Source organism: Paraburkholderia sp. J7 (assembly GCF_905220155.1).
Taxonomy (GTDB): domain Bacteria; phylum Pseudomonadota; class Gammaproteobacteria; order Burkholderiales; family Burkholderiaceae; genus Paraburkholderia.
Genome location: NZ_CAJMYZ010000007.1, coordinates 283012 through 304116 on the forward strand (window position 1 = coordinate 283012; position 21105 = coordinate 304116).

Consider the following 21105-nt stretch of genomic DNA (forward strand, 5'->3'; position numbering starts at 1 on the left):
GCGCGTGAGACGTTGTGGCGCTACTTCTTCAGCAAGCGTAGCGCGAAGCGTGCGAGCGCGGGCACGAGCGTTGGCCGCAACAGGCGCGCGTCGTAGCCGCTCATGCGCGCGTCGTTTTCCTCGAGGCAGAGTTCGATCATTTCGCGCGGTTCGAGCGAGTCGCCCAGCACCTCGCGGTTCGCGGGCAGGAAGTTCGAGTCGCGCGCGTTGCCGCTGGCGTCGATACCTCGAGCGATAGCGAGCCGCTCCCACACCAGCATGAACCAGATAGCGGCTACGCGCACGGAGTGCCACGGCCGGCGCCACCAGGGCATGGTCTTGCGATACCACGCTACCCAGTTCACGAAGAAGAGGATATGACGCGCCTCTTCCTGGATCACGGGCTCGAAGGTTTCGACGAGGTCTGCCGGAAAAAAGCCCGAGCGCTGCGCCGAGCGAAACAGGCCGAACGCGAAGAAGCTGTCGATGCACTCGCTATAGCCGGTGAACATCCACGCCCATTCCGCTTTTTTGGGCGGCGGGTATGCGGGTTCCGGCGCAAGTTCGATGCCATAGGCCTGCACGAGGTGCGAGAGCACGACCTTGTGGCGCGCCTCTTCGGCGGCGTCCATTTCGATCGCTTCGCGCAGCAGCGGGTCGTTCAGGGTTTGCGCGTAAGTCTTCACGCGAATCGAGGCGCGGCCCTCGGTTTGCACCGCGATGTCCCAGATCGGCAGCGACGTGAGCCTCCCGAGCGCGTCGGGTTCGAGCTTGGGCCAGTCGAGCACGGCGGGCCGGTACGGATCGTGGGTGTCGAGCAGCATCCGGCAGAACATCTTGCGGTGTTCGTCCGATCCGATTTTGATGGGCCCTGGCGTGGCGTGAGTCCAGTGCCGCAGCGCGACGTCCTGCTCGGAGATGAAGGCTGCGCCTTCGTCCGGATGCGTCAGGGTTTCGGACATGGGCATCGAAATTTGAACGGGGTATGACTCCTATTCTGTCACAACCGTAAGGAAGCAGGCGCGCTCACGCGCAGTGGCGCTGCTGGTCGATCCACATGCGCGCCCAGCGGCAGGCGTAGGCGAGCGCGTGTCTTTCTTCGAAGAAGTAATCGAGTGCGTCGAACGAATACTGCGCGCCCGGCTGCGTGCCAATGGTGAGATTGGCGGCGAAAAGGCCGTTCGGGAGTTGCTGCGCGCTGGGGGCGACGACGTAGCCTTTGTAGCGTAGTGGAGTGTTCATGGCCGCGCTTCCTGCTGATCGACTGCTGATTTGCTCGGGTTCTCTTGCTGGGTGGCGCGTGTATTTGCAGCCACTCACTGTGCCGACACGGACCAGCGTACGGGCCGCAGTGTGTCGATGGAACCAATGATTCGTCGCAAGCAAATCAAGTGCGGCCTGGGACGGTCAGCAGAATGATCCGGATGAGGCGAGGGGTGAATCCGGCTTCAATGTGGACCGGACGAAATGCGCAGTCTGTGGGATGGCGCACGCGATGCGCGCCACGCGACATGCGCAATGTGGGTTAGGGAACGTTTCCCGTCCCGCGCGCGCAGCGGCGCGCGGGTGGGCAGGCCGCAGAGCCCGGTTAGTGCGTCAGTTAGCGCTTCAGTTAGTGCTTCAGACAGCGAGGCTCAGGCGCTTTTCGGTGCGCGCAGCGTTGGCGGCCTGTGTGCTCCCAACGCCGTTCACGGCGCTCGCAACAGGCGCCGCGTGCTGGCCCTGAGTGCCGAACGCGAGCGCGAACTGCGCCGCCTGACGGCCGACCGTCGCGAGCTGTTCAGCGACCTTCGCGTCGGAGCACTGCTGTGCACTCTCGAAGCGCGTCTCGAGCGTGTTGATGCCTGCGCCGAACGGCGTGGGCCAGCCGCGCAGCGCGTGCACAATCGAGCGCAGCGAGGTCAGCACGGAACCCGCGGCCTGCCAGCCATAGGCCGTGACGATGCAGCCCACGGCACGGCCGTCCAGGTACGGGCGATGGTCGGCACGCAGTTCTTCGAGCGTGTCGAGCGCGTTCTTCACGAGCCCGGACACGCCGCCGTGATAGCCCGGCGTCGCGATGATGACGGCGTCGGCGGCGCGCACGGCTTCGATCAGCTCGAGCTGGGCGTCGGTGCGAGTGGGGTCTTCGGGCGCATAGTGCGGGAGCGTGTGGAGGAACGTGCCGCCGAACAATTGCGTGCGCGCGCCGGCTTCTTCAGCGCCGCGCAGCGCGAAAGCAAGCGCGCGCTCGGTCGACGAAGCTGCGCGGGTGGTGCCGCCAATGCCCACGACGAGCGGGCGGCGTTGCGAATCGGAAAGGCTCAAGGGGACTCCCTCAAATGCGATGAGGTCTGGCTCGCGCGTGATCGGGCAACGCGGCCACGAAACCTGGAAAGGGTCATCTTAGAGAGCGCGCCGCGCGGCGCGAAACGACTTTTTGTTCTAACCATATGCCGGCAGCGCTACGTTGCGCTGCGCCATGAGGCCCGAAATGCATATGCCAAACCATTGGTTGGACGCGCGGCGGGCCATGGCTAAGATGAACCCGTCTCCTCCATGACATCTCCTTGACATGGGATTCGGCCCCGCACTTCTCCGGTGACGGGGCTGTTTTTTTTCTGGAGTCGGGAAGGAGTGGCGCTTCGAGGGGTTCGAGGCCCGGATTGCGGCGGGTTCGCGCCGCGCGGTATGTCGTGCTATGTGCTGCTCGGCGTGCTGCTCAATACGGCCGGGTGCCAGATCAAACTGTGAGCACGTTGCCGTCGGGGCCGATTTGCGGCGGAATTTCCGGCAGGGTTCCGTTGCCAGGCGCGGTGCGCGCGGGCGCACCCGGCGTGGCCGGCAGCGTGGGCGCGGGCTCGCGCACAGCCGGTTCGGCCACCTTGCGCGTGGTGAGCTTGTCGGCGGAGGCGAGCTTGTGCTTCGTGCCGTGATGCGCCTTCTTGCCGCCATTGGCCGCATGCGCCGAGGGCGTGCGCGCTTCCGGCGGATTCCAGATCTCGATGTAGTGTTCCCCGGCGAGCGCGGTGGACGCGAGGACGCCCAGCAAGGTCCCCGTGATGAAGAATCGCACGTCGTGTTCTCCGTTTCGATGTACAGGCCGGGGCCGCGCCATGCAGCAAGGTGCGATGGGGCGGCGCAAACTGGTACGGCGCCGGTACGGCGACCGGGCGGCACGAACGGCCGGCTGCCACGCACTGTACATTCATACAGGCGCTTATGCAAACGTTTCACGACGTGCCGCGGGCGATCTGTTGCATGGGCGCGCCGCAGCCCGGCGGGGCGCCTATGCGGGCTTGCGCGGGTGCTGAATCTGAGGTGTGCGCTCGGCTCAGGCGTCGAGTGCGGCCTGGTTTTGGGCAACTGCGCCGTCCGCCGTTGACGCAGCCGCGGCCGGGCCGTGAGCGCCGAGCCAGCGCCCGTAGCTGCGCGGCGAGAACGCGAGCGTGAGCACGATCATTGCGCTGATCGATACAGCGAGCATGATCCACGCGCCCGTAAAGCCGCCCGTGAGGTCGCGCACGCGCCCGGCCACGATGGGGGCGAGCGCGGCGATCACGAAGCCCAGACCCTGAACGAAGGCAACGAGTCGCGCGGCCACGCGATGGTCGGCTGAATGGTCGAGCGCGGTGACGAGCGTGACCGAGAACACGCCGCCGAGCCCCGCGCCGGCCGCCGCGACCCACAACAGCGGCGCGGCCTCGGGCCATGCGGCGAGACCGATTACGCCGAACAGCTGGGCGCACAGCCCCAGAACGAGCCACGGTCGCCGGTCCGTGAAGGCTGCTGCGGCAAGCGGCAGGAGCAGCGCGCTGGCGGCCTGGAACACGGTCATCGCGGCGAGCAGCGAACCGCTCGCTTCCACGCTCGCGCCGTGCTGCTGATAGTAGGCGGGCAGCCACGCGACGAGACTCGTATAGCCGCCGTTGACGAGCCCGAAATGCAGTCCGAGCGTCCACGCCCGGCGCTTGCGCCAGACCGGCACCGTTGCCGCTTTGACATGCTCCGGCGAGGGCGCAGCGGTGGCCTGCTGTGCGCGGCGGTCGCCGCCGCTCCCGCTGTTCAGCGTCCACCAGATCGCGAGCGCGGCAAGCGCGGGCAGCGCCCACACGGCGAGCCCCGCATGCCACGAACCGCTGATGCGCGCGACGAGCGGGCTCAGGCTCGCGCCGAGCCCGCCGCCCCCCATGATCGACGCCGAGAACAGGCCCATTGCGAGCGGCACCCGCGCGGCGAAGCGTTGCTTCATGACGGCGGGCAGCAGCGCCTGGATGGCCGCAACGCCCGCACCGGCCGCCGCCGCGGTGAGCATGAGCGCGCCGCCGCTGGCGGCGAACGCGCGGGCCGCGCATGCCGCGGCAATCGCCACGAGCCCGAGTGCGACGCCGCGCGTCTCGCCGAGCCGGCGCGCGAGCAGGCTGGCGCCGAACGCGCCGAGCCCCATCGCGACGACGGGCAGGCTCGTGAGTAGCGAAGCGCCGTAGAAACTCAGGCCGGTGTCGTGGCGAATGGTCGTCATGAGCGGGCTGATCGAGGTGAGCAGCGGCCGCAGATTCAGGCCGATGGCGACGATTGCGGCATACCACGCAAGCACGCTGGCCGACTCGCCGGACGGCGTCTGGGGGCACATGGAGCGGTTTTGAGGGTTCAATGCGGTCAACCTTTTTACTACCGTATGGTTGACCATTATACAAAAAAATTGTCAACAATCTGGCGATGCCAGCTATCTCCGGCATGGGGGATCGAGTATGGGAGCGGGTCTATATCGCCGCGTCATCCCGCTCGCTACAATGCGACCTGACCCAGCTGCCTGACCTACATAGCGCGCGTTTTTCATGGCCCAATCCTCCCGCCTCGCTTCGCCCCGCGACACCGACGAACCGTCCGACGTCGAAGCGCATGTCTATGCGTCGATTTCTTCCGCGCTGCTGGAGGGCAAGCTCGCGCCGGGCCAGCAACTGGTGGAGCGCGAACTCGCGGCGGCGTTCGGCTGCACGCGCGGCGCGCTGCGCAAGGTGTTGGCGCGCCTTGGCTACGAGGGCAAGCTCGTGCTCGAACCCAATCGCGGCGCATTCGTTCCGTCGCCTTCGGAGGACGACATCCGCGCCGTGTACCGCGCGCGCCAGGTGGCCGAAGCGGGCGTGATGGTGAGTTTGTGCGGCAAGCTCGACGCCGCGATGCGGCGCAAGCTCGCGGCCCATGTGCGCAGTGAGAAAAAGGCGTTGCGCGAGGCGCGCGTGGACGACGCGGTGCGCCTCGCGGGGCGGTTTCATCTGCTGCTGACCGAGCAGGCGGGCGGCGCCGCGCTCGTGGATGCGCTGGCGCAACTGGTCGCGAAAACGGAGCTCTACAAGGCGTTGTTCGATCCGTCGAAGGCGTCGATGTGTGCGCCCGACGAGCACGCGCAGATCATCGAAGCGCTCGAAGCGGGAGACCTGGCGGCGGCGCTCGCCACGATGCGCGCGCATCTGGCCGAGCTGGAAGAGCGGGTGGTGCAGCAGGCGCGCGTGCGCGCCGGGCGCGATCTCAAGGCGGTATTCGCCGATCTCGCAAACGGTTGAGCCTTCAGGGTAAGCGTCAGCCTCCGCCTACGCGCCGGCGCAGTTCCTTCGAAGCCGCGAGCGGAATGCGCGCGTCGTCCCACGTGGCGAGCCATTCGACCTCTTTCGCGGCGAACACCTGGCCGTGATTGCGCAGCGCGTACTGCAATGAATCGATGACGTGATTGCGGATGATTTCGGGCGTATGCGGGTCGTCGAGGACGATGCGCAACGCTTCGAGCGTGGCCATTGTGCGGCTCCGGCGAATGTGGCAACCGCAACGTTATCTCACGACAAAAATGCACGCCAAAAAAAGCGCTTGCCGGGCGGCAAAAACTGCCCGGCAAGCGCGCCTCAGTGCCGCGTGCGCTTGAAGATCTCGTACTCCTGCGCGAAAGCCCGCGCAACGGCGGGCCGCTCGCGCACGCGTTGCGCATAGGTCGCAATGGCCGGCCATTGCGACACATCGATGCCCACGTACGGCGCCCAGTTCAGCACGGTCACGAGATAGGCGTCCGCCACGCTGAAGGCGTCGAGCAGGAACGTGCGCGATTCGAGGTGATGCGCGAGCAGGTCGAAGCGGCGCGCGATCTTGCCGCGCGCATAGTCCTTGACGGCTTCGTCCACGTCCTTGGCGAGCAGCGGCACGAACACGGCCTTATGCAACTCGGTACCGATAAAGCCCAGCCAGTGATGCAGGTGCGCGCGCTCGCGTGTGCCCGCTGGCGGGGCGAGCCGCGCCTCGGGAAAGCGGTCGGCCACCCACGGCAGCACCGCCGAGTTTTCGGTGAGTGTCCAGCCGTCGTCCTCACGCAGCACCGGCACCTGTCCGAGTGGGTTGACGGCGAAGAAGTCACCGCCTTCGGCGAGCTGCTTCGTGAGCGTGTCGACCTGAATGTAGCGTGCTTGTGCGCCTGCCTCGTAGAGCGCGATGCGCGTGGCGAGCGAGCACGCCAGCGGGGCGAAATACAGATCCATCGTCATCCTCCTTTGCGGGTTTTTTTTGATTTTTGTACTATAGTGAACAAAAATCGACGATCCAATATTTCTATGCAATCCAGTACAAAAAAGGATAGCCGCCCGCGTGGACGCCCGCGCGCCTACGATCCGGAGGAGGCGCTTGCCCGCGTGCGCGATACGTTCTGGCGCAATGGCTACACAGGCACATCGCTCGACGACCTGAGCGAGGCGACCGGCATGAACCGGCCTAGCCTGTATGGCGCGTTCGGTGACAAGCACGCGCTCTATCTGCAAACCATGGAGCGCTACGTGGAGGCGGGGCGCGTGGCGATGGAGTCCGCGCTCGACAGCGCGTTGCCGCTGCGCGAGGCGCTGATGCGCGTATTCGACGGCGCGCTCGGCTGGTATTTGCCGGCGCACGACGCGGCGCGCGGCTGCCTGCTGATCGGCACGGCGGCGGTGGAAGCCGTCAACGACGAAGCGGTACGCGAGCGTCTTGCCGCGGGCTTGCGCACATTCGACAAGGCCTTCGAGCGGCGCCTGCGCGCAGCGCTCGCGCAAGGCGAACTGCCGCCCAATGCCAGCGCGCCGATGCTTGCGCGTCTCGCGTCGGCGGTATTGCACAGCATGGCGCTGCGCGCGCGGGCCGGCGATTCGCGGGCCTCGCTGCGCGCCATGGCAGTGGCGGGCGTTGCGCTGATCTGCGGCGAAGCGCCCGCTGCGATCGATGCACGTGCGGCGCGGCGGCGCACGAAGTGATATCACGCTGAGCGCCGTTTCACGGCGCCTGCGGCACGGGTCCGTACGCCGCTTTCCCTTGTTACACTGGCACGGTCGCGCAGGGACGGCTTGCGCACTCGAAGAGGGGAAGACGATGGTGCGCTACAGGCACTACAAGGGTGGCATTTACGAACTGGTATGCGAGGCGACGCTCGAATCGGATCCTTCCGTCACGATGGTCGTGTATCGCGCCGCGAACGGTACGATCTGGACGCGACCCGCAACGGTGTTCTTCGAACTCGTCGAGCACGAAGGCGGGCTTGTACCGCGCTTTGCGCCCGTCAACTGATTCTTTCCAGACTCGTCTTTTTCCACGCTTAAGAGGTTTTGCCGAATGCGTTTACTGATTGCGCTGATCCTGCCCTGGCTCCTGTTCTTCACCATTGGGCGTCCGATTGCGGGCATCGTCTGCCTGATCCTGCAGATCACGTTGATCGGCTGGATTCCCGCTGCGATCTGGGCCGTGTACTCGCTCAGCCAGTACAAGACAGACCGGAAAATAGAGGATGCACTCGGCCGCCGCGGCTAAATTTCGCACTCAGCGCCTATGCGCCGCGCAGCGGCGCGTTCCGGTTACAACCGTAATCGAAGCTCACAATTCAATAAGAACTTAATGCTGGTTTTTCTTTCTTACAAATAGAAAGGAGGATCAGCAATGTTCAAGTTCGTTCTCACAGCAGGGGCCATCGCGCTCCTTGCCGGGTGTGCGGTTGCCCCCGGCTACGACTACGGCTACGGCGGCTATGGCCAGCCGTACTCCACCGGGTACTACAGCGGCTACGCGCCGGGCTATGCGCCGGCATATGGCAGCGTCAATATCGGCGTCTGGGGCGGAGGCGGCGGTCGCGATTATCACGGCGGCGGCGGTGGCTGGCACGGTGGCGGTCCGGGTGGTCCTGGTGGTCACGGCGGCGGACACGGTGCACCCTGGGGCCCGCCGCCCGGTGGTGGTCATGGAGGCGGCCCCGGCGGAGGCCATGGCGGCGGAGGCCACGGCGGCGGCGGTGGCGGTCACGGCGGCGGCGGTCCGGGCGGCGGCCGGTGATGCAGGCGTGCCGCTCGCACAGGCGGATTCCAGGGCGCCGCCATGATCCGCCCCGAGCAGGAAACCGCTTTCAAAACGCATCAGGCCCGCCACTCTCACGAGGGCGGGCCTGATGCTTTGCACGGGAACCCGGCGTCACTGCCGGGGTTGCCGCGAAACTTACTGGCTCGACTGCGACGTGCCGCTCGTCGAAGGGCCGTACGCCGTCGCGCGCTGTGCCGCGACCTTGGCTTCAGCAGCCTGAATGTTTTCCGGGTAGTGCATCCAGTCGCTCGGATCGTAGCCGGCGGCGCGCAGTTGCGCGAGATCGGCGCGAACTTCGGCGCGGGTCACGGGTTGTTGCTCGGTTTGTGCCTGCGCGAATGCGGCAGCGGGCACGGCGACGATGGCGGCAAGCACGGCTGCCTTAAGAAACGACTTCATGACTGACCTCCGATATCTTTTGTGAGGAGCCATCGCATCGGCGCGGCCCATGTCGACAATGTATGCGGGCTGAGGGTCAGGGTAAATACTTAGAAGACGAATTCAGTGTTCTCCTCGCGACAACAATCGGGTTCGAAATCTTCAGAAGTATTGCGCCATGCGCGCGCAATCGGCCGAGCAGGCCGCAGACTAGCTGGCCCTAAAACCTTACCGATTATTGCGAAATCTGTAATTCCAATTCGCCTGAAACAGTCTGTATCCGGCGGGGCCGCTTGCCTAGAATCCACTCACAGCCAGCCGTTGCGGCGATTGCAGCGAGCCGGCCGAGCACGACACGATGTGCACCGTCATTGCGCATCGACGTTAAAAAATTTCGGAGGTTGTGATCATGAAGTCGCTTCTCAAGGCTGTTGCGCTTACCGTAGCTCTCGCTGCTCCGCTGGCCGCTTTCGCTCAGGCCGATCAAGGTCTGACCCGCGAGCAAGTGCGCGAGCAACTCGTCGAATTCCAGCAAACGAGCCGCAACCAGGGCGCAGTGGCCGCCCAGGCAACCGCGCCGGTCGCACAGACCGATGGCTCGTTCGGCGGCGTGAGCACGTCGTCGGCAGCGGGTGCCCGCTATGTGTCGGAAGCGGCGCGCACGGGTCCGCAATCGGTGTACTTCGGCGGTCAGTAAGTCCGTCGGCAGTCAGCAGATAAAAAACGGCCCGCGAGTTTGCTTCGCGGGCCGTTTCGCATCTGCGCTCCCCGTTCACTGCCGCTACATCTCTTCTGCCTCCGGCACGTCGAGCACGAGATCCGTGCGCGCGACGGCCACGCAGGTCAGCACATAGCCCTCGGCTTTTTCTTCGCGGCTCAATCCGGGCCACTCGATCGTGAAGCTCACTTCGCCGCTCACCACGCGGCACAGGCAGGCGCGGCAGGTGCCGTTGCGGCACATGCGCGGCAGGCGGATGCCTTCGAACGCCGCCGCTTCGAGCAAACTCAGTTCGGGTGGCGCTTCGAAGCTGCGCCCGAGCGGCTCCACGCGAACGACGGGCACGCGTGGCGGCCCGTCCTGCAAGCCTTCGTGGCTCGTGTCGTTCATGAAATCGATACCCCCAGCAGCCGCCCCGCGCCTGCGGTGAACGCCGCCGCGGCGAGCCCGATCACGATCTGCCGCAGCGCCGAGAACGTTGCGCTGCGCCCGTTGAAGAGCGACGTGAACACGCCGACAAGGGCAAGCCCGCACGCGCTCAGCGCGACCGACTGCGCGATGGCCGTGACGCCGTGCGCCCACAGGAACGGGGCCGTCGGAAACGCCGCGCCGAGCGAAAAGAGGCAAAACGATACAGCGGCGGCCGACCACGGATTGCCGCCCAGTTCCTTCGGGTCGATGCCCAGTTCCTCGCGCGCGAGCGTATTGAGCGCCTCGTCCTTGTTGCGCATGATCTGGGCGGCCACGCGGCGTGCTTCTTCGGGTTCGACACCCTTCGCCTCATAGATGAGCGCAAGCTCGTGGCGCTCGGCGTCGGGCGTATGTTCGAGCTCGTCGGCTTCCTTCGCGAGTTGCGTGCGCGCCAGCTCGCGCGCGTTGGTCACCGAGAGCCATTCGCCGAGCGCCATGGAGCAGGCGCCGGCCACGAGGCCCGCGAGCCCCGTGAGCAAGATCGTGCGATTGGCGCTGCCCGCGCCCGCCACACCCATGATCAGGCAGAAGTTCGAGACGAGTCCGTCGTTCGCACCGAGGACCGCGGCACGCAGGTCGTTGCCCGACGTCGCGCTCTTGTGCCACGACTCGGCCGCGCCGATCGTCTCGCCATGGCCGTGTTCCGGTTCGCGCTTTTTTGCGACGATCGCCTGCACGATGGCGGCGTGCTGCTGTTCCTGCGCGGAAAGCGTTTCGGCGCCGGGTTCGTGCGCGTAGCGGTCGCGGTCGGCGTATTCGGCGGCGGCGACCGTGGGCAGCACGAGGGAAGGACCAAAGGTGCGCGTGAGCGCTTGCAGCAGGCGAGTTTTCGCGCTGCGCCGATGCGGTCGGGGCGTGACGCCGTTAGCCGCGAGCTTGTCGCGCCAGACGCTCGCGTGCTCGCGCTCGGAGGCAGCGAGTTCGGCGAAGATGCGGCGGCGCTCTTCGTCCTTCTCTACCGCGGATAGCGTGTCGTAGACGGCCGCGCTGTCGAGTTCGTCGGCGAGATTGCGCCGGAAGCGGTTGATTTCCTGAGCGGAGGCCATGGGGCGCGATGCGTAATGCGATCCACCAAGCTTACCCTGGCGCCGCTGCGGCCAGAAGCCGCGCTTCGAGCCGGTTTGACCTGTGTACTCAGCGGCGCTGTCGCAAATGCCGATAGACCGTGTTGCGCGCGAGCCCGAGTTCGCGAGCCGCCGCCGAAACATTGCCGCTATGGCGCGCGAGGGTCTCTTCGATGAGCCGCGACTGCCAGACGGACAGGCGTGCGGGTTCGCGGTCTGTGTCGCTCGCCTCGCATTCGGCCGTGGCATCGCCGGACTGCTGCGCGCATTCGCTTGCGGGGTCGCAATCGTGCATGAGGTCTTCAGGCAGATGCTCCATGTCGATGGCGTCTTCGCCTTCGGCCATGATTGCCGCCGTGCGCAGCGTGCTGGCGAGCTGACGCAGATTGCCCGGCCAGCGGCAGCGCGCGAAGCACGCCTGCACAGCCGGCGTGAGGCGCATGGGCGCGCCCGGCACCTCGCGCCGCACGATCTCGAGCATGCGGGCGACGAGCGCGTCGAGGTCGGTGCGCTCGGCGAGCGACGGCAGCGTGACGACGAGGCCGTTGATGCGGTAGTAGAGATCCTCGCGGAATGTCCCTTCGGCGATCATCGCGCGCAGATCGCGGTGCGTCGCGCAGACGATGCGCAAATCCACCGGCACCGCACGCGTACCGCCGAGCGGCACGACGGCGCGTTCCTGCAACACGCGCATGAGCCGCACCTGTTGCGCGAGGGGCATGTCGCCGATCTCGTCGAGAAAGAGCGTGCCGCCATGCGCCTGCGCGATCTTGCCGGCGCTGCCGCGGCGCTTCGCGCCCGTGAACGCGCCGTCCTCGTAGCCGAATAGTTCCGCTTCGATCAGCGTGTCGGGCAGCGCCGCGCAGTTGAGCGCGACGAACGGCCCGTCGCGGCGCGGCGAATCGCGATGCAGCGCCCGCGCGAGCCATTCCTTGCCGGTGCCGGTGCGCCCGAGCACGAGCACGGCGATGTCGCGTCCGCGCACGCGCGCCACGCGCTGCAGCGCTGCGGCGAGCCGCTCGTCGCCCGTATCGAGTTCGGCGAGCGTGGGCTGCGGTGTCGTGTCGGCGTTGGGCGCTTTCGCCTGGGCGGGCGCAGGTGCAAATGGCGCGCGGGACGCTTCAGGCACGGCGCTTCGCGCAAGCGTCGCGACGCCCGACATGGCGGCGCCGGGCGTGGCGCGCGCGATCACGCGCACGCCGCTTGGCAGCGCGAGTGTGAGCGGGTCGCCGCTTGCGCGCATGACCTGCTGCATGAACGCCGCAAATGGCTGGCCGAAGAGCGCCGCGAACTCGCGCTGCTGCAGTTCGGCGAGCGGCGCGCCGAACTGGAACAGGGCGCTGCGGTTGGCGCACAGCAGCGTGCCGTCGGCTGAGAAGGCGGCCAATCCTTCGTACAGCGTACCAATGAACTCCGCGCGCGCATGAAACTGGAGCCGGATGGCATCGGCGAATTCGGTGTTGAACAGATGGTTCTCGATCATCTGCGCCGACATGCGCACGAGTGCGAGCGTGTGCTTGTGAAAGCCGCGCGACTCGCCGCTCACGTCGAGCGCGCCGAGCGTGCGCCCGTATGGATCTGCGATCGGCGCACACGAGCAGGTGAGGATGTGATTGGCGCGCAGAAAGTGCTCGCCCGCATGCACCGTGGTCGGCTGGCCTTCGACGAGTGCCGTGCCGATCGCATTCGTGCCGCGATGCTGCTCGGCCCACGACACGCCCGGGCGCAGCGCCACGCGCTGAGCTTTCTCGACGAAGTCGCTGTCGGCAAAGCTGTGGAGGATCACGCCGTTGCGGTCGGTGAGCAGCACCATGCTCTGCGTATCGACGATCTGCGCGTGCAAGGCATCCATCACGGGACGCGCCTGGTGATAGAGCGTGCGGTTCGTGTCGATCAGCTCGCGCAGGTCCGCGGCGGCCAGTGCGTCGAATTCGGGCGCTTCAGTGGCGCGCAGTCCGAGTGCGCGCGAGCGCGCGTGAGCCTGCGCGATGGCGTCCGCGCGGGCCGCGTCGTGCGGCGTGACGGGGCGTCGGGTCACTCGTGTCTCCAGTCGTTTTGGGCGCTACGCTGCGTCGCAGCATGACACATGCACGTCAGCTGCGCGTGCGGCGCCTCTGGGGCAGTTCATGGTACAGGATCTGCGGCGGCTGCCAATCCGGGTTGAAGCGGGTTTAAAGCCGGGTTGAAGCGGCGGCGCGCCAAAGCAACTGCGCCTTGAGTTTCCTCGCGTGAGTGCCATGATGAAGGTGAGGGCGCATTCGCGTCGCGTCCCCAGCGGCGGGCGTTTCTGGCCACTGCGGTTGGCAACCGCGCCGCCTGCTTCGTAGCGGAGTTCGTCATGGTGCACGGCGAATTGAGGATCGTGGTGGCGGTGCTTGCCACGTTCGTTGCGCTCTTTGGCCTCGGGTATGCGATCGATGGATTGATCTTCGACGAGAACAACGTCGTGCTGTCCGGAATGCTGACCGTGGCCCTTGGGATCGTCGCGTTCGTGGTGATGCTCACCTTGCACCCAAAAGACCTCGAACATCTCGATCAGCACCGGCATCGCGAATCCTGACGCGCCCGAGCGGCGTGCATGGTGCGATGCGGCAACCGGCGCAGCGCGTTGGCGCAGGGCCGGGAGGAGGATGTTTGTGCGCGCAACGGCAGCTGCGAATGCTGCATCTGCAAAACAGGGAGCAAAGCAAGGTGCAAACAAGGGCCACGCTGGCTATTTCAGGCGTGTGACAACGTCGACCTTGCGGGCGGCGGGAAGTCGTCTAAAGTGAATCCAATCAACCTGCGCGAACGCGTGGTTCGCGGGGGTTGGTGTTGATCCGCGCATGCCGGATCGGGGTGTGCCCAGACACCAGGTTGGGGCAGCCCGGGAAGGTTGAACGCGGCCTTTTCACCCTCCACCAAAGGCGACTCCCATGCAGATCATGTTTCCGAATGAGGTGCCCGAATACTCGGGCCCAGACCTGACTTTGGCGTTTCCGGCGATGATCGATGGCGAGCGGGTGGAGTGTCTGATCACGGCGGCGGCGCTGGAAGACCACTTCGGAGCGGCCTCGCCGCGTGCCGAAGACATGCTCAGCGCGTTCGACCATCATCGCGACCGCATCGAGGCTTGCGCGCGCCGATTGCTCTCCGAAACACGTGCACAGTGTCTTGTGCTGCGCAGCGGCTACGTGCGTTTCGTGCAGGCGCACGGTACCGCGTAGTCGACGCACAAGCGCGACGCAAAAGCGCGACGCAAAAGCGCCCGCAAGAAGCGGGCGCCTTCCGTTCAACTGAATTGATTGCCGCGCCCCTCGGGGCGCGGCTTCGTTTAGGGCGCGCCGCTAGATCATGCGGCGCAGGGTGTTGTCGCGGAACACGACGTGATGCGCGATGGCCGCCAGCGCGTGCAGGCCGATCACCCAGTAGAACAGATTGCCGATCAGCACGTGCGCGTCCTTGAGGAACTGGCGTGCGGCCGGATCGGGGCCAACGAGTGTGATCTGCAGATCGAGTCCCGCGAGCGTAACCGGATGGCCGCCTGTGTTGATCATCAGAATGCCGAGGAGCGGCTGCACGAAGATGAACAGGTAGAGCGCGAGATGCACGAGGCGCGAGAGAAACGACAGCAACGCGTTCGAGTCGATGTCCGCGGGCGCGCCGCGCCACAAACGCCACGCAAGGCGCAGCGCCGCGAGCGCGAGCACGAGCGAGCCCGCCCAGAAGTGCACGTTGCTCCAGAACGCGCGGCTGTCCGTGCCCTTGGGGCCGCGCACCTCGATCGCGAGATAGGCGAGCGCGACGAGTACGAAGATGGCCCAGTGAAAGAAGATGGCGGGCTTCGTATAGCGTTCGGTTGCGGCGGGGTACGTTGCCACGTGGCGGCTCCTTTATGCGGGGAATCTGGCGATGGTTCCCTATGATAAGGAGGACGCCCCGTGCGGGGGCAGCTACGCGGCCGGGAAGTTTGATGCTGCGGGGTGGCGGCGGCGAAAAAGTGGCGAGTTGCCGGCGAACGGGCCGAACAAGCAAAAAGGGTGGCACTCAGCCACCCTTTTGTGTTTTACGCGTTGCCGAGATAGAAGTACCGGAACAGGAACACGGCGGCGATGATCCACACGATCAGCTTCACGTCGCGCACGCGGCCCGTGAGGAGCTTCAGGCCCGCATACGAGATGAAGCCGAACGCGACGCCATTGGCGATCGAGTAGGTGAACGGCATGGCGAGCGCCGTGAGGGCGGCGGGCACGACTTCGGTCGCGTCGTCCCAGGGCAGATCGGCGAGTTCGCGCAGCATCAGGCACGAGACGTACAGCAGCGCCGGCGCCGTCGCGTAGCCCGGCACGACGCCCGCGAGCGGCGCAACGAACAGGCACGCGAGGAACAGCACGGCAACCGTCAGCGCGGTCATGCCGGTGCGGCCGCCCGCCTGCACGCCCGAGGCGCTTTCGATATACGCCGTGGTCGACGAGGTGCCGAGCACCGAGCCCGCGAGAATCGCGGTGCTATCGGCGAGCAGCGCGCGGTTCAGGCGGTGCATCTTGCCGTGCACGAGCAGGCCCGCGCGGTTGGCCACGCCCATCAGCGTGCCGGTCGCATCGAACAGTTCGACGAGGAAGAACACGAGCACGACGTTGAGGATGCCCGTGGAAAGCGCGGTCTTGATGTCGAGTTGCGCGAACGTCGGTGCGATCGAAGGCGGCGGGGAGAAGATGCCGTGGAACTGGTTGCCGCCGAAGAAGAACGACAGGACCGTGACGCCCACAATGCCGATCAGGATCGCGCCGCGCACTTTCAGCACGTCGAGCGTGACGATCGCGAAGAAGCCGATGATCGCGAGGATCGTGTGCGGATCGTGCAGGTTGCCGAGCTCGACGAGCGTGGCCGGGCTGCCGACCACCACGCCCGAGGTCTTGAGCGAGATGATCGCGAGGAAGAGGCCGATACCCGCGGTGATCGACACGCGAATCGAATGCGGAATGCCATTGACGATGGCTTCGCGCACGCGCAGCAGCGTGACGATGAAGAACAGGCACCCGGAGATGAACACCGCGCCGAGCGCGGCTTGCCAGGTGAAGCCCATGCCCTTCACGACCGTATAGGCGAAATACGCGTTCAGGCCCATGCCGGGCGCGAGCGCGATGGGGTAGTTCGCGTAGAGGCCCATGACGAGCGAAGCGAGCGCCGCGACGAGACAGGTGGCGACGAATACGCTTTCCTTCGGCATGCCGGCGTCGCCGAGGATGGCCGGATTCACGAAGATGATGTAAGCCATCGTGAGGAAAGTGGTGAAACCGGCGAGCAGTTCGGTGCGCAGGTTGGTGCCTGCTTCTTCGAAACCGAAATAGCGTTTGATGGCGTCCATGAAGATCGGGCCCTTGAGAGTCGAGCGGGTTGTTCGCTGCTTGTTGGTGTGGTGTCTTGCGTGTAGCGGGCGCCGGCAGGTCGTCGGCGTGCCCATGCACGCGCCTGCCTTGGTGCGTGGCTACGGGCGCGATTGTAAACAATTGTCTGTCGAGCGCAGAAAAGCCGTTGTGAGCGTGGAACACGTACAACAGCGCGCGTTGCGTCAGCAAGCGGGGACGCGGGCTGCGAATGCGCCCGTGGCGGCAGGAAATTGGCGCAACGGCTCGCGGGCGCCGGGCGTTGCGTGTCCCGGTGCCGGTTCACTGCGGCCGTACTGCCATCAAGCGATTACTGCGTCATTGGACCGGCGGGAGCGCCATATCCGCCACGCGCCGCGCGTCGCTGCGCGACGATCGCGCCCGCACGTTGAGCGTTTTCCGGATAGTCGATCCAATCGAGCGGGTCGTAGCCCGCCTGCCGCCATTCAACCAGATCCGCACGGACCTGGGCGCGAGTGAGCGGTTGCGAGGGATCGTACGGTTGGGCCACCGCCGCAGCCGACGCGAAGCAGCACGCTGCGGCAACGATGCCGAGCGCTACACGCGGAAGGGAGTTCATGGCAAGGCCTTTCGTATTAGGGATATCCCTGAAATTATAGGCGCTATCTCGATAACCGAAAGGTGGATCGAGGCTATCGCTTGCTGGTGCGGGCGCGTGCCGTGCGGAAGTCGGTCGGGCGCTGTCCGGTCCATTTGCGGAACGCCCGATGAAACGCGCTCGGCTCGGCGAAACCGACCGCCGCCGCGACGTCGGCGACCGAGCGGCCCGGCTCCTGAAGCGCCGCGATCGCAAGGTCGCGGCGCAATTCGTCCTTGATCGACTGGCAGCTGTGGCCCTCCTGGCTCAAGCGCCGGCGCAGCGTGGCGGGCGCCACGTTCAGGCGTTGCGCGATGGCATCGGCATCGGGCCACGCGGCGACAGGCAGTGCGCGCAGCGCACGCCGCACGCGCGCCGCGAACGAGCCCGGATTGCGGTACTTCACGACAAAGTTGCCCGGCGCGTTGCGCAGAAACGCGCGCGCCGAGCTGGCGGTCTGGATCACGGGCAGCTCGAGAAAGCCGGGTGCGAATTCAAACCAGGTGGCCGGCTGGTCGAACGTCATATCGTCGCAGAGCATGAGCTGGTATTCGTGCGCGGCGTGCGGCTGCGGGCAGCGAAAGCGCGCCGCGAGCAGCGGAATGCGCCGCCCAACGAGCCAGCACACGAGTCCGTAGACGAGGATGAACCAGGTGGCATACGCGAAGAGGGTGGGCGCGGGTTTGCCCGCGCGATGCGAGAGCGTGACGCGCACGCGCGTGGCGTCGATGTCGATCTCGCCCGCCAGGTCGTCGAGTACGAGGCGCATGAAGTGCACGGCGCGCTGCAGCGCCTGGCGGCCCGTGCTGGCGCCCAGCGCCGAGTGCGTCATGGCGATGAAACTGCCGCTTTTCATCGCGTGCGAGTCCTGGCCGAAGAATTCGTCGTCGAGCGCGCGCGCGATGCCCGACCACAGCTGGCCGTATTGCGCCGCGCTCACGCGTGCCTCGGGTGCGCGCAGCACGGCCGGCGCGATGCCGGCTGCCTCCGTGAGCGGCGCGATTTCGAGTCCGCCCGCGCGCGCCAGCGCGAGCGTCTCGTTCACGAGGCTCATCGAGATTGTGCCTTTTTCGCTCAGTGTATGCATTCGCGTGGGTTGCAAGGAGCCGCCTGCTGAAGGGTTGTCGCAGCCAGTATGGTAAATCCGATCAACGACTTTGAGCGTGGCGGGCATCGAATACGGCCGCTCGCGTGCCTACACTTTTCGCAAACCTTGCAGCCGGGGCCGCATCGCGCCACAGTGGAAGGCAAGCGCAAGAGACACAGGAAGGAGACACACATGGACGAGTTCTACACCGACGACCAGCGCATGATTCGCGACGCCGCGCGCGACTTCGCAAGCGAGCAGCTGGCGCCGAATGCGGCGCAATGGGACCGCGACAGCAGGCTGCCCGACGAGGTCGTCAAGCAACTGGGTGAACTGGGCTTTCTCGGCATGATCGTGCCGCAGGAGCAGGGCGGCTCGTACACCGACTACGTGGCCTACGCGCTCGCCATGGAAGAGATCGCGGCGGGCTGCGCTTCGTGCGCGACGCTCGTCAGCGTGCACAACTCGGTGGGCTGCGGGCCGATCCTGCAGTTCGGCACCGACGCGCAAAAGGACCGCTGGCTCGGCAAGCTCGCAAGCGGCGAGCTGATCGGCGCGTTCTGCCTGACCGAGCCGCAGGCCGGCTCCGAGGCGAACAACCTGCGCACGCGCGCCGAACTGCGCGACGGCCAGTGGGTGCTCAACGGCAACAAGCAGTTCGTGACCAACGGCTCGCGCGCGAATATCGCCATCGTGTTCGCCGTGACCGATCCCGAAGCGGGCAAGCGCGGCATTTCCGCGTTCATCGTGCCGACCGATACGCCGGGCTTCAACGTCGGGCCGCACGAGAAGAAGATGGGCATCCGTGCTTCGGACACCTGCCCGATTTCGCTCGTGGACTGTGCGGTTCCCGAAGCGAACCTGCTCGGCCAGCGCGGCGAAGGATTGAAGATCGCATTGGCGAATCTCGAAGGCGGCCGCATTGGCATTGCCGCGCAGGCGCTCGGCATCGCACGCGCGGCCTTCGATGCGGCGCGTGCCTATGCGCACGAACGCGTGCAGTTCGGCGAACCGATCATCAAGCACCAGAGCGTGGCGAACATGCTCGCGGACATGCATACGCGCATCAACGCCGCGCGCCATCTCGTGCATCACGCGGCACGGCTGCGCTCGCTTGGCAAGCCGTGTCTTTCCGAGGCTTCGCAGGCGAAGCTTTACGCTTCAGAAATGGCCGAGGAAGTGTGTTCGCACGCGATTCAGATTCATGGCGGCTATGGCTTTCTGAACGACTATCCGGTGGAGCGTCACTATCGCGATGCACGCATCACACAGATTTATGAAGGCACGAGCGAAGTGCAACGGATGGTGATTGCACGGCAGCTTTGATAAGTGGTAAGGATGGCAAAGCAAAAATGAGCGCGCATATGCGCCGATGTGACAGGAGACGACGATGACCGGGTTCACCCCTTCCGCGCAGGCCTTCATCGACGCACGCGAGTTGCTGCTGCGTCACCGCACCGACTACGCACGTGCTTACGACGAGTTCGCGTGGCCGAAGCTCGACACGTTCAACTGGGCGCTCGACTACTTCGACGTGATGGCGCGCGGCAACGACAACCCGGCGCTCTGGATCGTCGACGACCTCGCGAACGGCGGCACCCGCTATTCGTTCGCGCAGATGTCCGAGCGCTCGTCGCGCATGGCGAACTTCCTGCGCGAGCAGGGCGTGGTGCGCGGCGACCGCCTGCTGTTGATGCTGCCCAATCGCGTCGAACTCTGGGACGTGATGCTGGCGGCAATGAAGCTGGGCGCGATCGTGCTGCCCGCGACGACGCAACTCTCGCCCGACGATGTGCGCGAGCGCGTGGAAACGGGCGGCGCGGGCTACGTCGTGGTGGACGCCGCCGAACTCGGCAAATTCGACGCGCTCGACAAAAACGTGAAGCGCATCGCGGTTGGCGCGGCGCCCAATGCCTGCGAAGGCTGGATCGATCTCTCGTGCGCGTACGAAGCGAGCGCCGCCTTCGAACCCGACGGCCCGACGCGCGCCACCGACCCGCTCCTGCTCTATTTCACCTCGGGCACGACCTCGAAGCCCAAGCTCGTCGAGCACACGCACGAAAGCTACCCCGTAGGCCATCTTTCGACGATGTACTGGATCGGCCTCATGCCGGGCGACATCCACTGGAACATCAGTTCGCCGGGCTGGGCCAAACATGCGTGGAGCTGCTTCTTCGCGCCGTGGAATGCGCAGGCGTGCGTGTTCGTCTACAACTACGCGCGCTTCGTGCCGAAAGACACGCTCGCCGCGCTCGTGCAATGCGGCGTGACCACGCTGTGCGCGCCGCCCACGGTGTGGCGCATGCTCGTGCAGGAGCCGCTCGCAACGTATGCGGTGAAGCTGCGTGAGATCGTGGGGGCGGGCGAGCCGCTGAACCCCGAGGTCATCGAGCGCGTGCGTCACGCGTGGGGCATCACGATCCGCGACGGCTACGGCCAGACCGAAACGACCTGCCAGATCGGCAATTCGCCGGGCCAGCCCGTGGTGGCGGGCTCGATGGGCCGCCCGCTGCCGGGCTACCGCGTGGAACTCGCCGATGCCGACGACCATCCCGCGAGCGAAGGCGAGATCGCTCTGCCGCTCCTGCACCGTCCGCTCGGCCTCATGACGGGCTATGCGAACAACGCCAAGGCGAGCGAATACGCCATGCGCAACGACTACTACCACACGTCCGACGTGGCGCTGCGTCGTGACGATGGTTACTACGTCTACGTGGGCCGCGCCGACGACGTGTTCAAGTCGTCCGATTACCGCCTGAGCCCGTTCGAACTGGAGAGCGTGCTGATCGAGCATGAAGCGATCGCCGAAGCGGCGGTCGTGCCGAGTCCGGACGAACTGCGCCTTTCCGTGCCGAAGGCGTTCGTCATCGTGCGCCAGGGCTTCGAAGCGGGCCCCGAACTCGCACGGGAGGTGTTCCGCTTCTCGCGTGAAAAGCTCGCGCCGTACAAGCGCATTCGCCGCCTGCAGTTCAGCGACTTGCCCAAGACCATCTCGGGCAAGATTCGCCGCGTGGAACTGCGCCGCCGCGAAATGGAGCGCAGCGCCGAACCCGCGCGCCAGCCCGACGAGTACTGGGAAGAGGATTTCCCCGAGCTGCGCTGATATCCACACG

At 66.1% G+C, this 21105-nt stretch carries 25 protein-coding genes; 10 read left to right on the forward strand and 15 right to left on the reverse strand.

Annotated features, from left to right (window positions below; translation table 11 throughout):
• Positions 1 to 20: 20 nt before the first annotated feature.
• The 5 genes from U5A58_RS14500 to U5A58_RS14520 form a co-directional block, all read right to left on the reverse strand.
• Entirely contained in the window at positions 21 to 941 is a 921-nt protein-coding gene (locus U5A58_RS14500; RefSeq protein ID WP_321961915.1) for a ferritin-like domain-containing protein, read from the reverse strand.
• Positions 942 to 1005: 64 nt separating this feature from the next.
• The gene (locus U5A58_RS14505; RefSeq protein WP_321911394.1) at positions 1006 to 1221 is read right to left on the reverse strand and encodes a transcriptional regulator; all 216 of its coding nucleotides are present in this window, start codon (positions 1219 to 1221) and stop codon (positions 1006 to 1008) included.
• 378 nt (positions 1222 to 1599) lie between these two features.
• Positions 1600 to 2286, reverse strand: coding sequence for an NAD(P)H-dependent oxidoreductase (locus U5A58_RS14510; protein ID WP_321961916.1), 687 nt, complete (start codon positions 2284 to 2286; stop codon positions 1600 to 1602).
• A 415-nt stretch (positions 2287 to 2701) separates the two neighbouring features.
• The gene (locus U5A58_RS14515; protein WP_321961917.1) at positions 2702 to 3034 is read right to left on the reverse strand and encodes a hypothetical protein; all 333 of its coding nucleotides are present in this window, start codon (positions 3032 to 3034) and stop codon (positions 2702 to 2704) included.
• A gap of 258 nt (positions 3035 to 3292) precedes the next feature.
• Positions 3293 to 4591 (reverse strand): cyanate transporter, encoded by a 1299-nt coding sequence (locus U5A58_RS14520; RefSeq protein ID WP_321961918.1) that lies wholly within the window; start codon positions 4589 to 4591, stop codon positions 3293 to 3295.
• A gap of 205 nt (positions 4592 to 4796) precedes the next feature.
• Here U5A58_RS14520 and U5A58_RS14525 point away from each other — a divergent pair, with 205 nt between their 5' ends.
• Positions 4797 to 5522 carry a GntR family transcriptional regulator gene (locus U5A58_RS14525; protein ID WP_321911389.1) on the forward strand — a complete coding sequence of 242 codons (726 nt, stop codon included), beginning with the start codon at positions 4797 to 4799 and terminating at the stop codon, positions 5520 to 5522.
• 16 nt (positions 5523 to 5538) lie between these two features.
• Here U5A58_RS14525 and U5A58_RS14530 read toward each other — a convergent pair whose 3' ends face one another.
• Entirely contained in the window at positions 5539 to 5751 is a 213-nt protein-coding gene (locus U5A58_RS14530; protein WP_321911388.1) for a hypothetical protein, read from the reverse strand.
• Between the two features lie 104 nt (positions 5752 to 5855).
• The gene (locus U5A58_RS14535) at positions 5856 to 6479 is read right to left on the reverse strand and encodes a glutathione binding-like protein (protein WP_321961919.1); all 624 of its coding nucleotides are present in this window, start codon (positions 6477 to 6479) and stop codon (positions 5856 to 5858) included.
• Positions 6480 to 6551: 72 nt separating this feature from the next.
• On the opposite strand from U5A58_RS14535, the gene U5A58_RS14540 reads away from it, so the two are divergent.
• The 4 genes from U5A58_RS14540 to U5A58_RS14555 all read left to right on the forward strand — a co-directional run bounded on the left by U5A58_RS14540 (position 6552) and on the right by U5A58_RS14555 (position 8286).
• Positions 6552 to 7220: a TetR/AcrR family transcriptional regulator gene (locus U5A58_RS14540; RefSeq protein WP_321961920.1), complete on the forward strand. Its 669-nt coding sequence runs from the start codon at positions 6552 to 6554 to the stop codon at positions 7218 to 7220.
• A 115-nt stretch (positions 7221 to 7335) separates the two neighbouring features.
• Positions 7336 to 7530, forward strand: a complete 195-nt coding sequence (locus U5A58_RS14545) for a DUF1653 domain-containing protein (RefSeq protein WP_321911383.1) — start codon at positions 7336 to 7338, stop codon at positions 7528 to 7530.
• A gap of 45 nt (positions 7531 to 7575) precedes the next feature.
• Positions 7576 to 7770: a YqaE/Pmp3 family membrane protein gene (locus tag U5A58_RS14550; RefSeq protein WP_028209664.1), complete on the forward strand. Its 195-nt coding sequence runs from the start codon at positions 7576 to 7578 to the stop codon at positions 7768 to 7770.
• Between the two features lie 126 nt (positions 7771 to 7896).
• A complete protein-coding gene (locus U5A58_RS14555; RefSeq protein ID WP_321911381.1) occupies positions 7897 to 8286 on the forward strand; it encodes a hypothetical protein in 390 nt (129 codons plus the stop codon).
• 159 nt (positions 8287 to 8445) lie between these two features.
• Here U5A58_RS14555 and U5A58_RS14560 read toward each other — a convergent pair whose 3' ends face one another.
• Positions 8446 to 8709: a DUF4148 domain-containing protein gene (locus U5A58_RS14560; RefSeq protein ID WP_321911379.1), complete on the reverse strand. Its 264-nt coding sequence runs from the start codon at positions 8707 to 8709 to the stop codon at positions 8446 to 8448.
• A 388-nt stretch (positions 8710 to 9097) separates the two neighbouring features.
• Here U5A58_RS14560 and U5A58_RS14565 point away from each other — a divergent pair, with 388 nt between their 5' ends.
• The gene (locus U5A58_RS14565) at positions 9098 to 9385 is read left to right on the forward strand and encodes a DUF4148 domain-containing protein (RefSeq protein WP_321911377.1); all 288 of its coding nucleotides are present in this window, start codon (positions 9098 to 9100) and stop codon (positions 9383 to 9385) included.
• 84 nt (positions 9386 to 9469) lie between these two features.
• Here the strand turns inward: U5A58_RS14565 and U5A58_RS14570 are convergent, their stop codons facing one another.
• The 3 genes from U5A58_RS14570 to U5A58_RS14580 form a co-directional block, all read right to left on the reverse strand.
• Positions 9470 to 9796, reverse strand: a complete 327-nt coding sequence (locus tag U5A58_RS14570; protein ID WP_321911375.1) for a 2Fe-2S iron-sulfur cluster-binding protein — start codon at positions 9794 to 9796, stop codon at positions 9470 to 9472.
• Positions 9793 to 10923, reverse strand: coding sequence for a VIT1/CCC1 transporter family protein (locus U5A58_RS14575; protein ID WP_321911374.1), 1131 nt, complete (start codon positions 10921 to 10923; stop codon positions 9793 to 9795). The genes U5A58_RS14570 and U5A58_RS14575 overlap by 4 nt, the downstream gene beginning before the upstream one ends.
• Before the next feature lie 88 nt (positions 10924 to 11011).
• Complete coding sequence (locus U5A58_RS14580; RefSeq protein ID WP_321961921.1) at positions 11012 to 12979, reverse strand: sigma-54-dependent Fis family transcriptional regulator; 1968 nt, start codon at positions 12977 to 12979, stop codon at positions 11012 to 11014.
• A 300-nt stretch (positions 12980 to 13279) separates the two neighbouring features.
• Between U5A58_RS14580 and U5A58_RS14585 the strand changes: the two genes are divergently transcribed.
• Positions 13280 to 13501, forward strand: a complete 222-nt coding sequence (locus U5A58_RS14585) for a DUF2964 family protein (protein ID WP_158759257.1) — start codon at positions 13280 to 13282, stop codon at positions 13499 to 13501.
• A gap of 355 nt (positions 13502 to 13856) precedes the next feature.
• Positions 13857 to 14147: a DUF1488 domain-containing protein gene (locus U5A58_RS14590; RefSeq protein WP_321911371.1), complete on the forward strand. Its 291-nt coding sequence runs from the start codon at positions 13857 to 13859 to the stop codon at positions 14145 to 14147.
• 120 nt (positions 14148 to 14267) lie between these two features.
• Here the strand turns inward: U5A58_RS14590 and U5A58_RS14595 are convergent, their stop codons facing one another.
• The 4 genes from U5A58_RS14595 to U5A58_RS14610 all read right to left on the reverse strand — a co-directional run bounded on the left by U5A58_RS14595 (position 14268) and on the right by U5A58_RS14610 (position 17992).
• Complete coding sequence (locus tag U5A58_RS14595) at positions 14268 to 14801, reverse strand: cytochrome b (protein WP_321961922.1); 534 nt, start codon at positions 14799 to 14801, stop codon at positions 14268 to 14270.
• Positions 14802 to 14986: 185 nt separating this feature from the next.
• On the reverse strand, positions 14987 to 16288 hold the full coding sequence (locus U5A58_RS14600; RefSeq protein WP_321911368.1) for an NCS2 family permease: 1302 nt from the start codon (positions 16286 to 16288) through the stop codon (positions 14987 to 14989).
• Between the two features lie 329 nt (positions 16289 to 16617).
• On the reverse strand, positions 16618 to 16887 hold the full coding sequence (locus tag U5A58_RS14605) for a DUF4148 domain-containing protein (RefSeq protein ID WP_321961923.1): 270 nt from the start codon (positions 16885 to 16887) through the stop codon (positions 16618 to 16620).
• A 73-nt stretch (positions 16888 to 16960) separates the two neighbouring features.
• Complete coding sequence (locus U5A58_RS14610; protein WP_321961924.1) at positions 16961 to 17992, reverse strand: AraC family transcriptional regulator; 1032 nt, start codon at positions 17990 to 17992, stop codon at positions 16961 to 16963.
• A 192-nt stretch (positions 17993 to 18184) separates the two neighbouring features.
• On the opposite strand from U5A58_RS14610, the gene U5A58_RS14615 reads away from it, so the two are divergent.
• Together U5A58_RS14615 and U5A58_RS14620 are read left to right on the forward strand one after the other, a co-directional pair.
• A complete protein-coding gene (locus U5A58_RS14615; protein WP_321961925.1) occupies positions 18185 to 19318 on the forward strand; it encodes an acyl-CoA dehydrogenase family protein in 1134 nt (377 codons plus the stop codon).
• 64 nt (positions 19319 to 19382) lie between these two features.
• Entirely contained in the window at positions 19383 to 21095 is a 1713-nt protein-coding gene (locus U5A58_RS14620; protein ID WP_321961926.1) for an AMP-binding protein, read from the forward strand.
• The last annotated feature ends 10 nt before the right edge of the window (positions 21096 to 21105 follow it).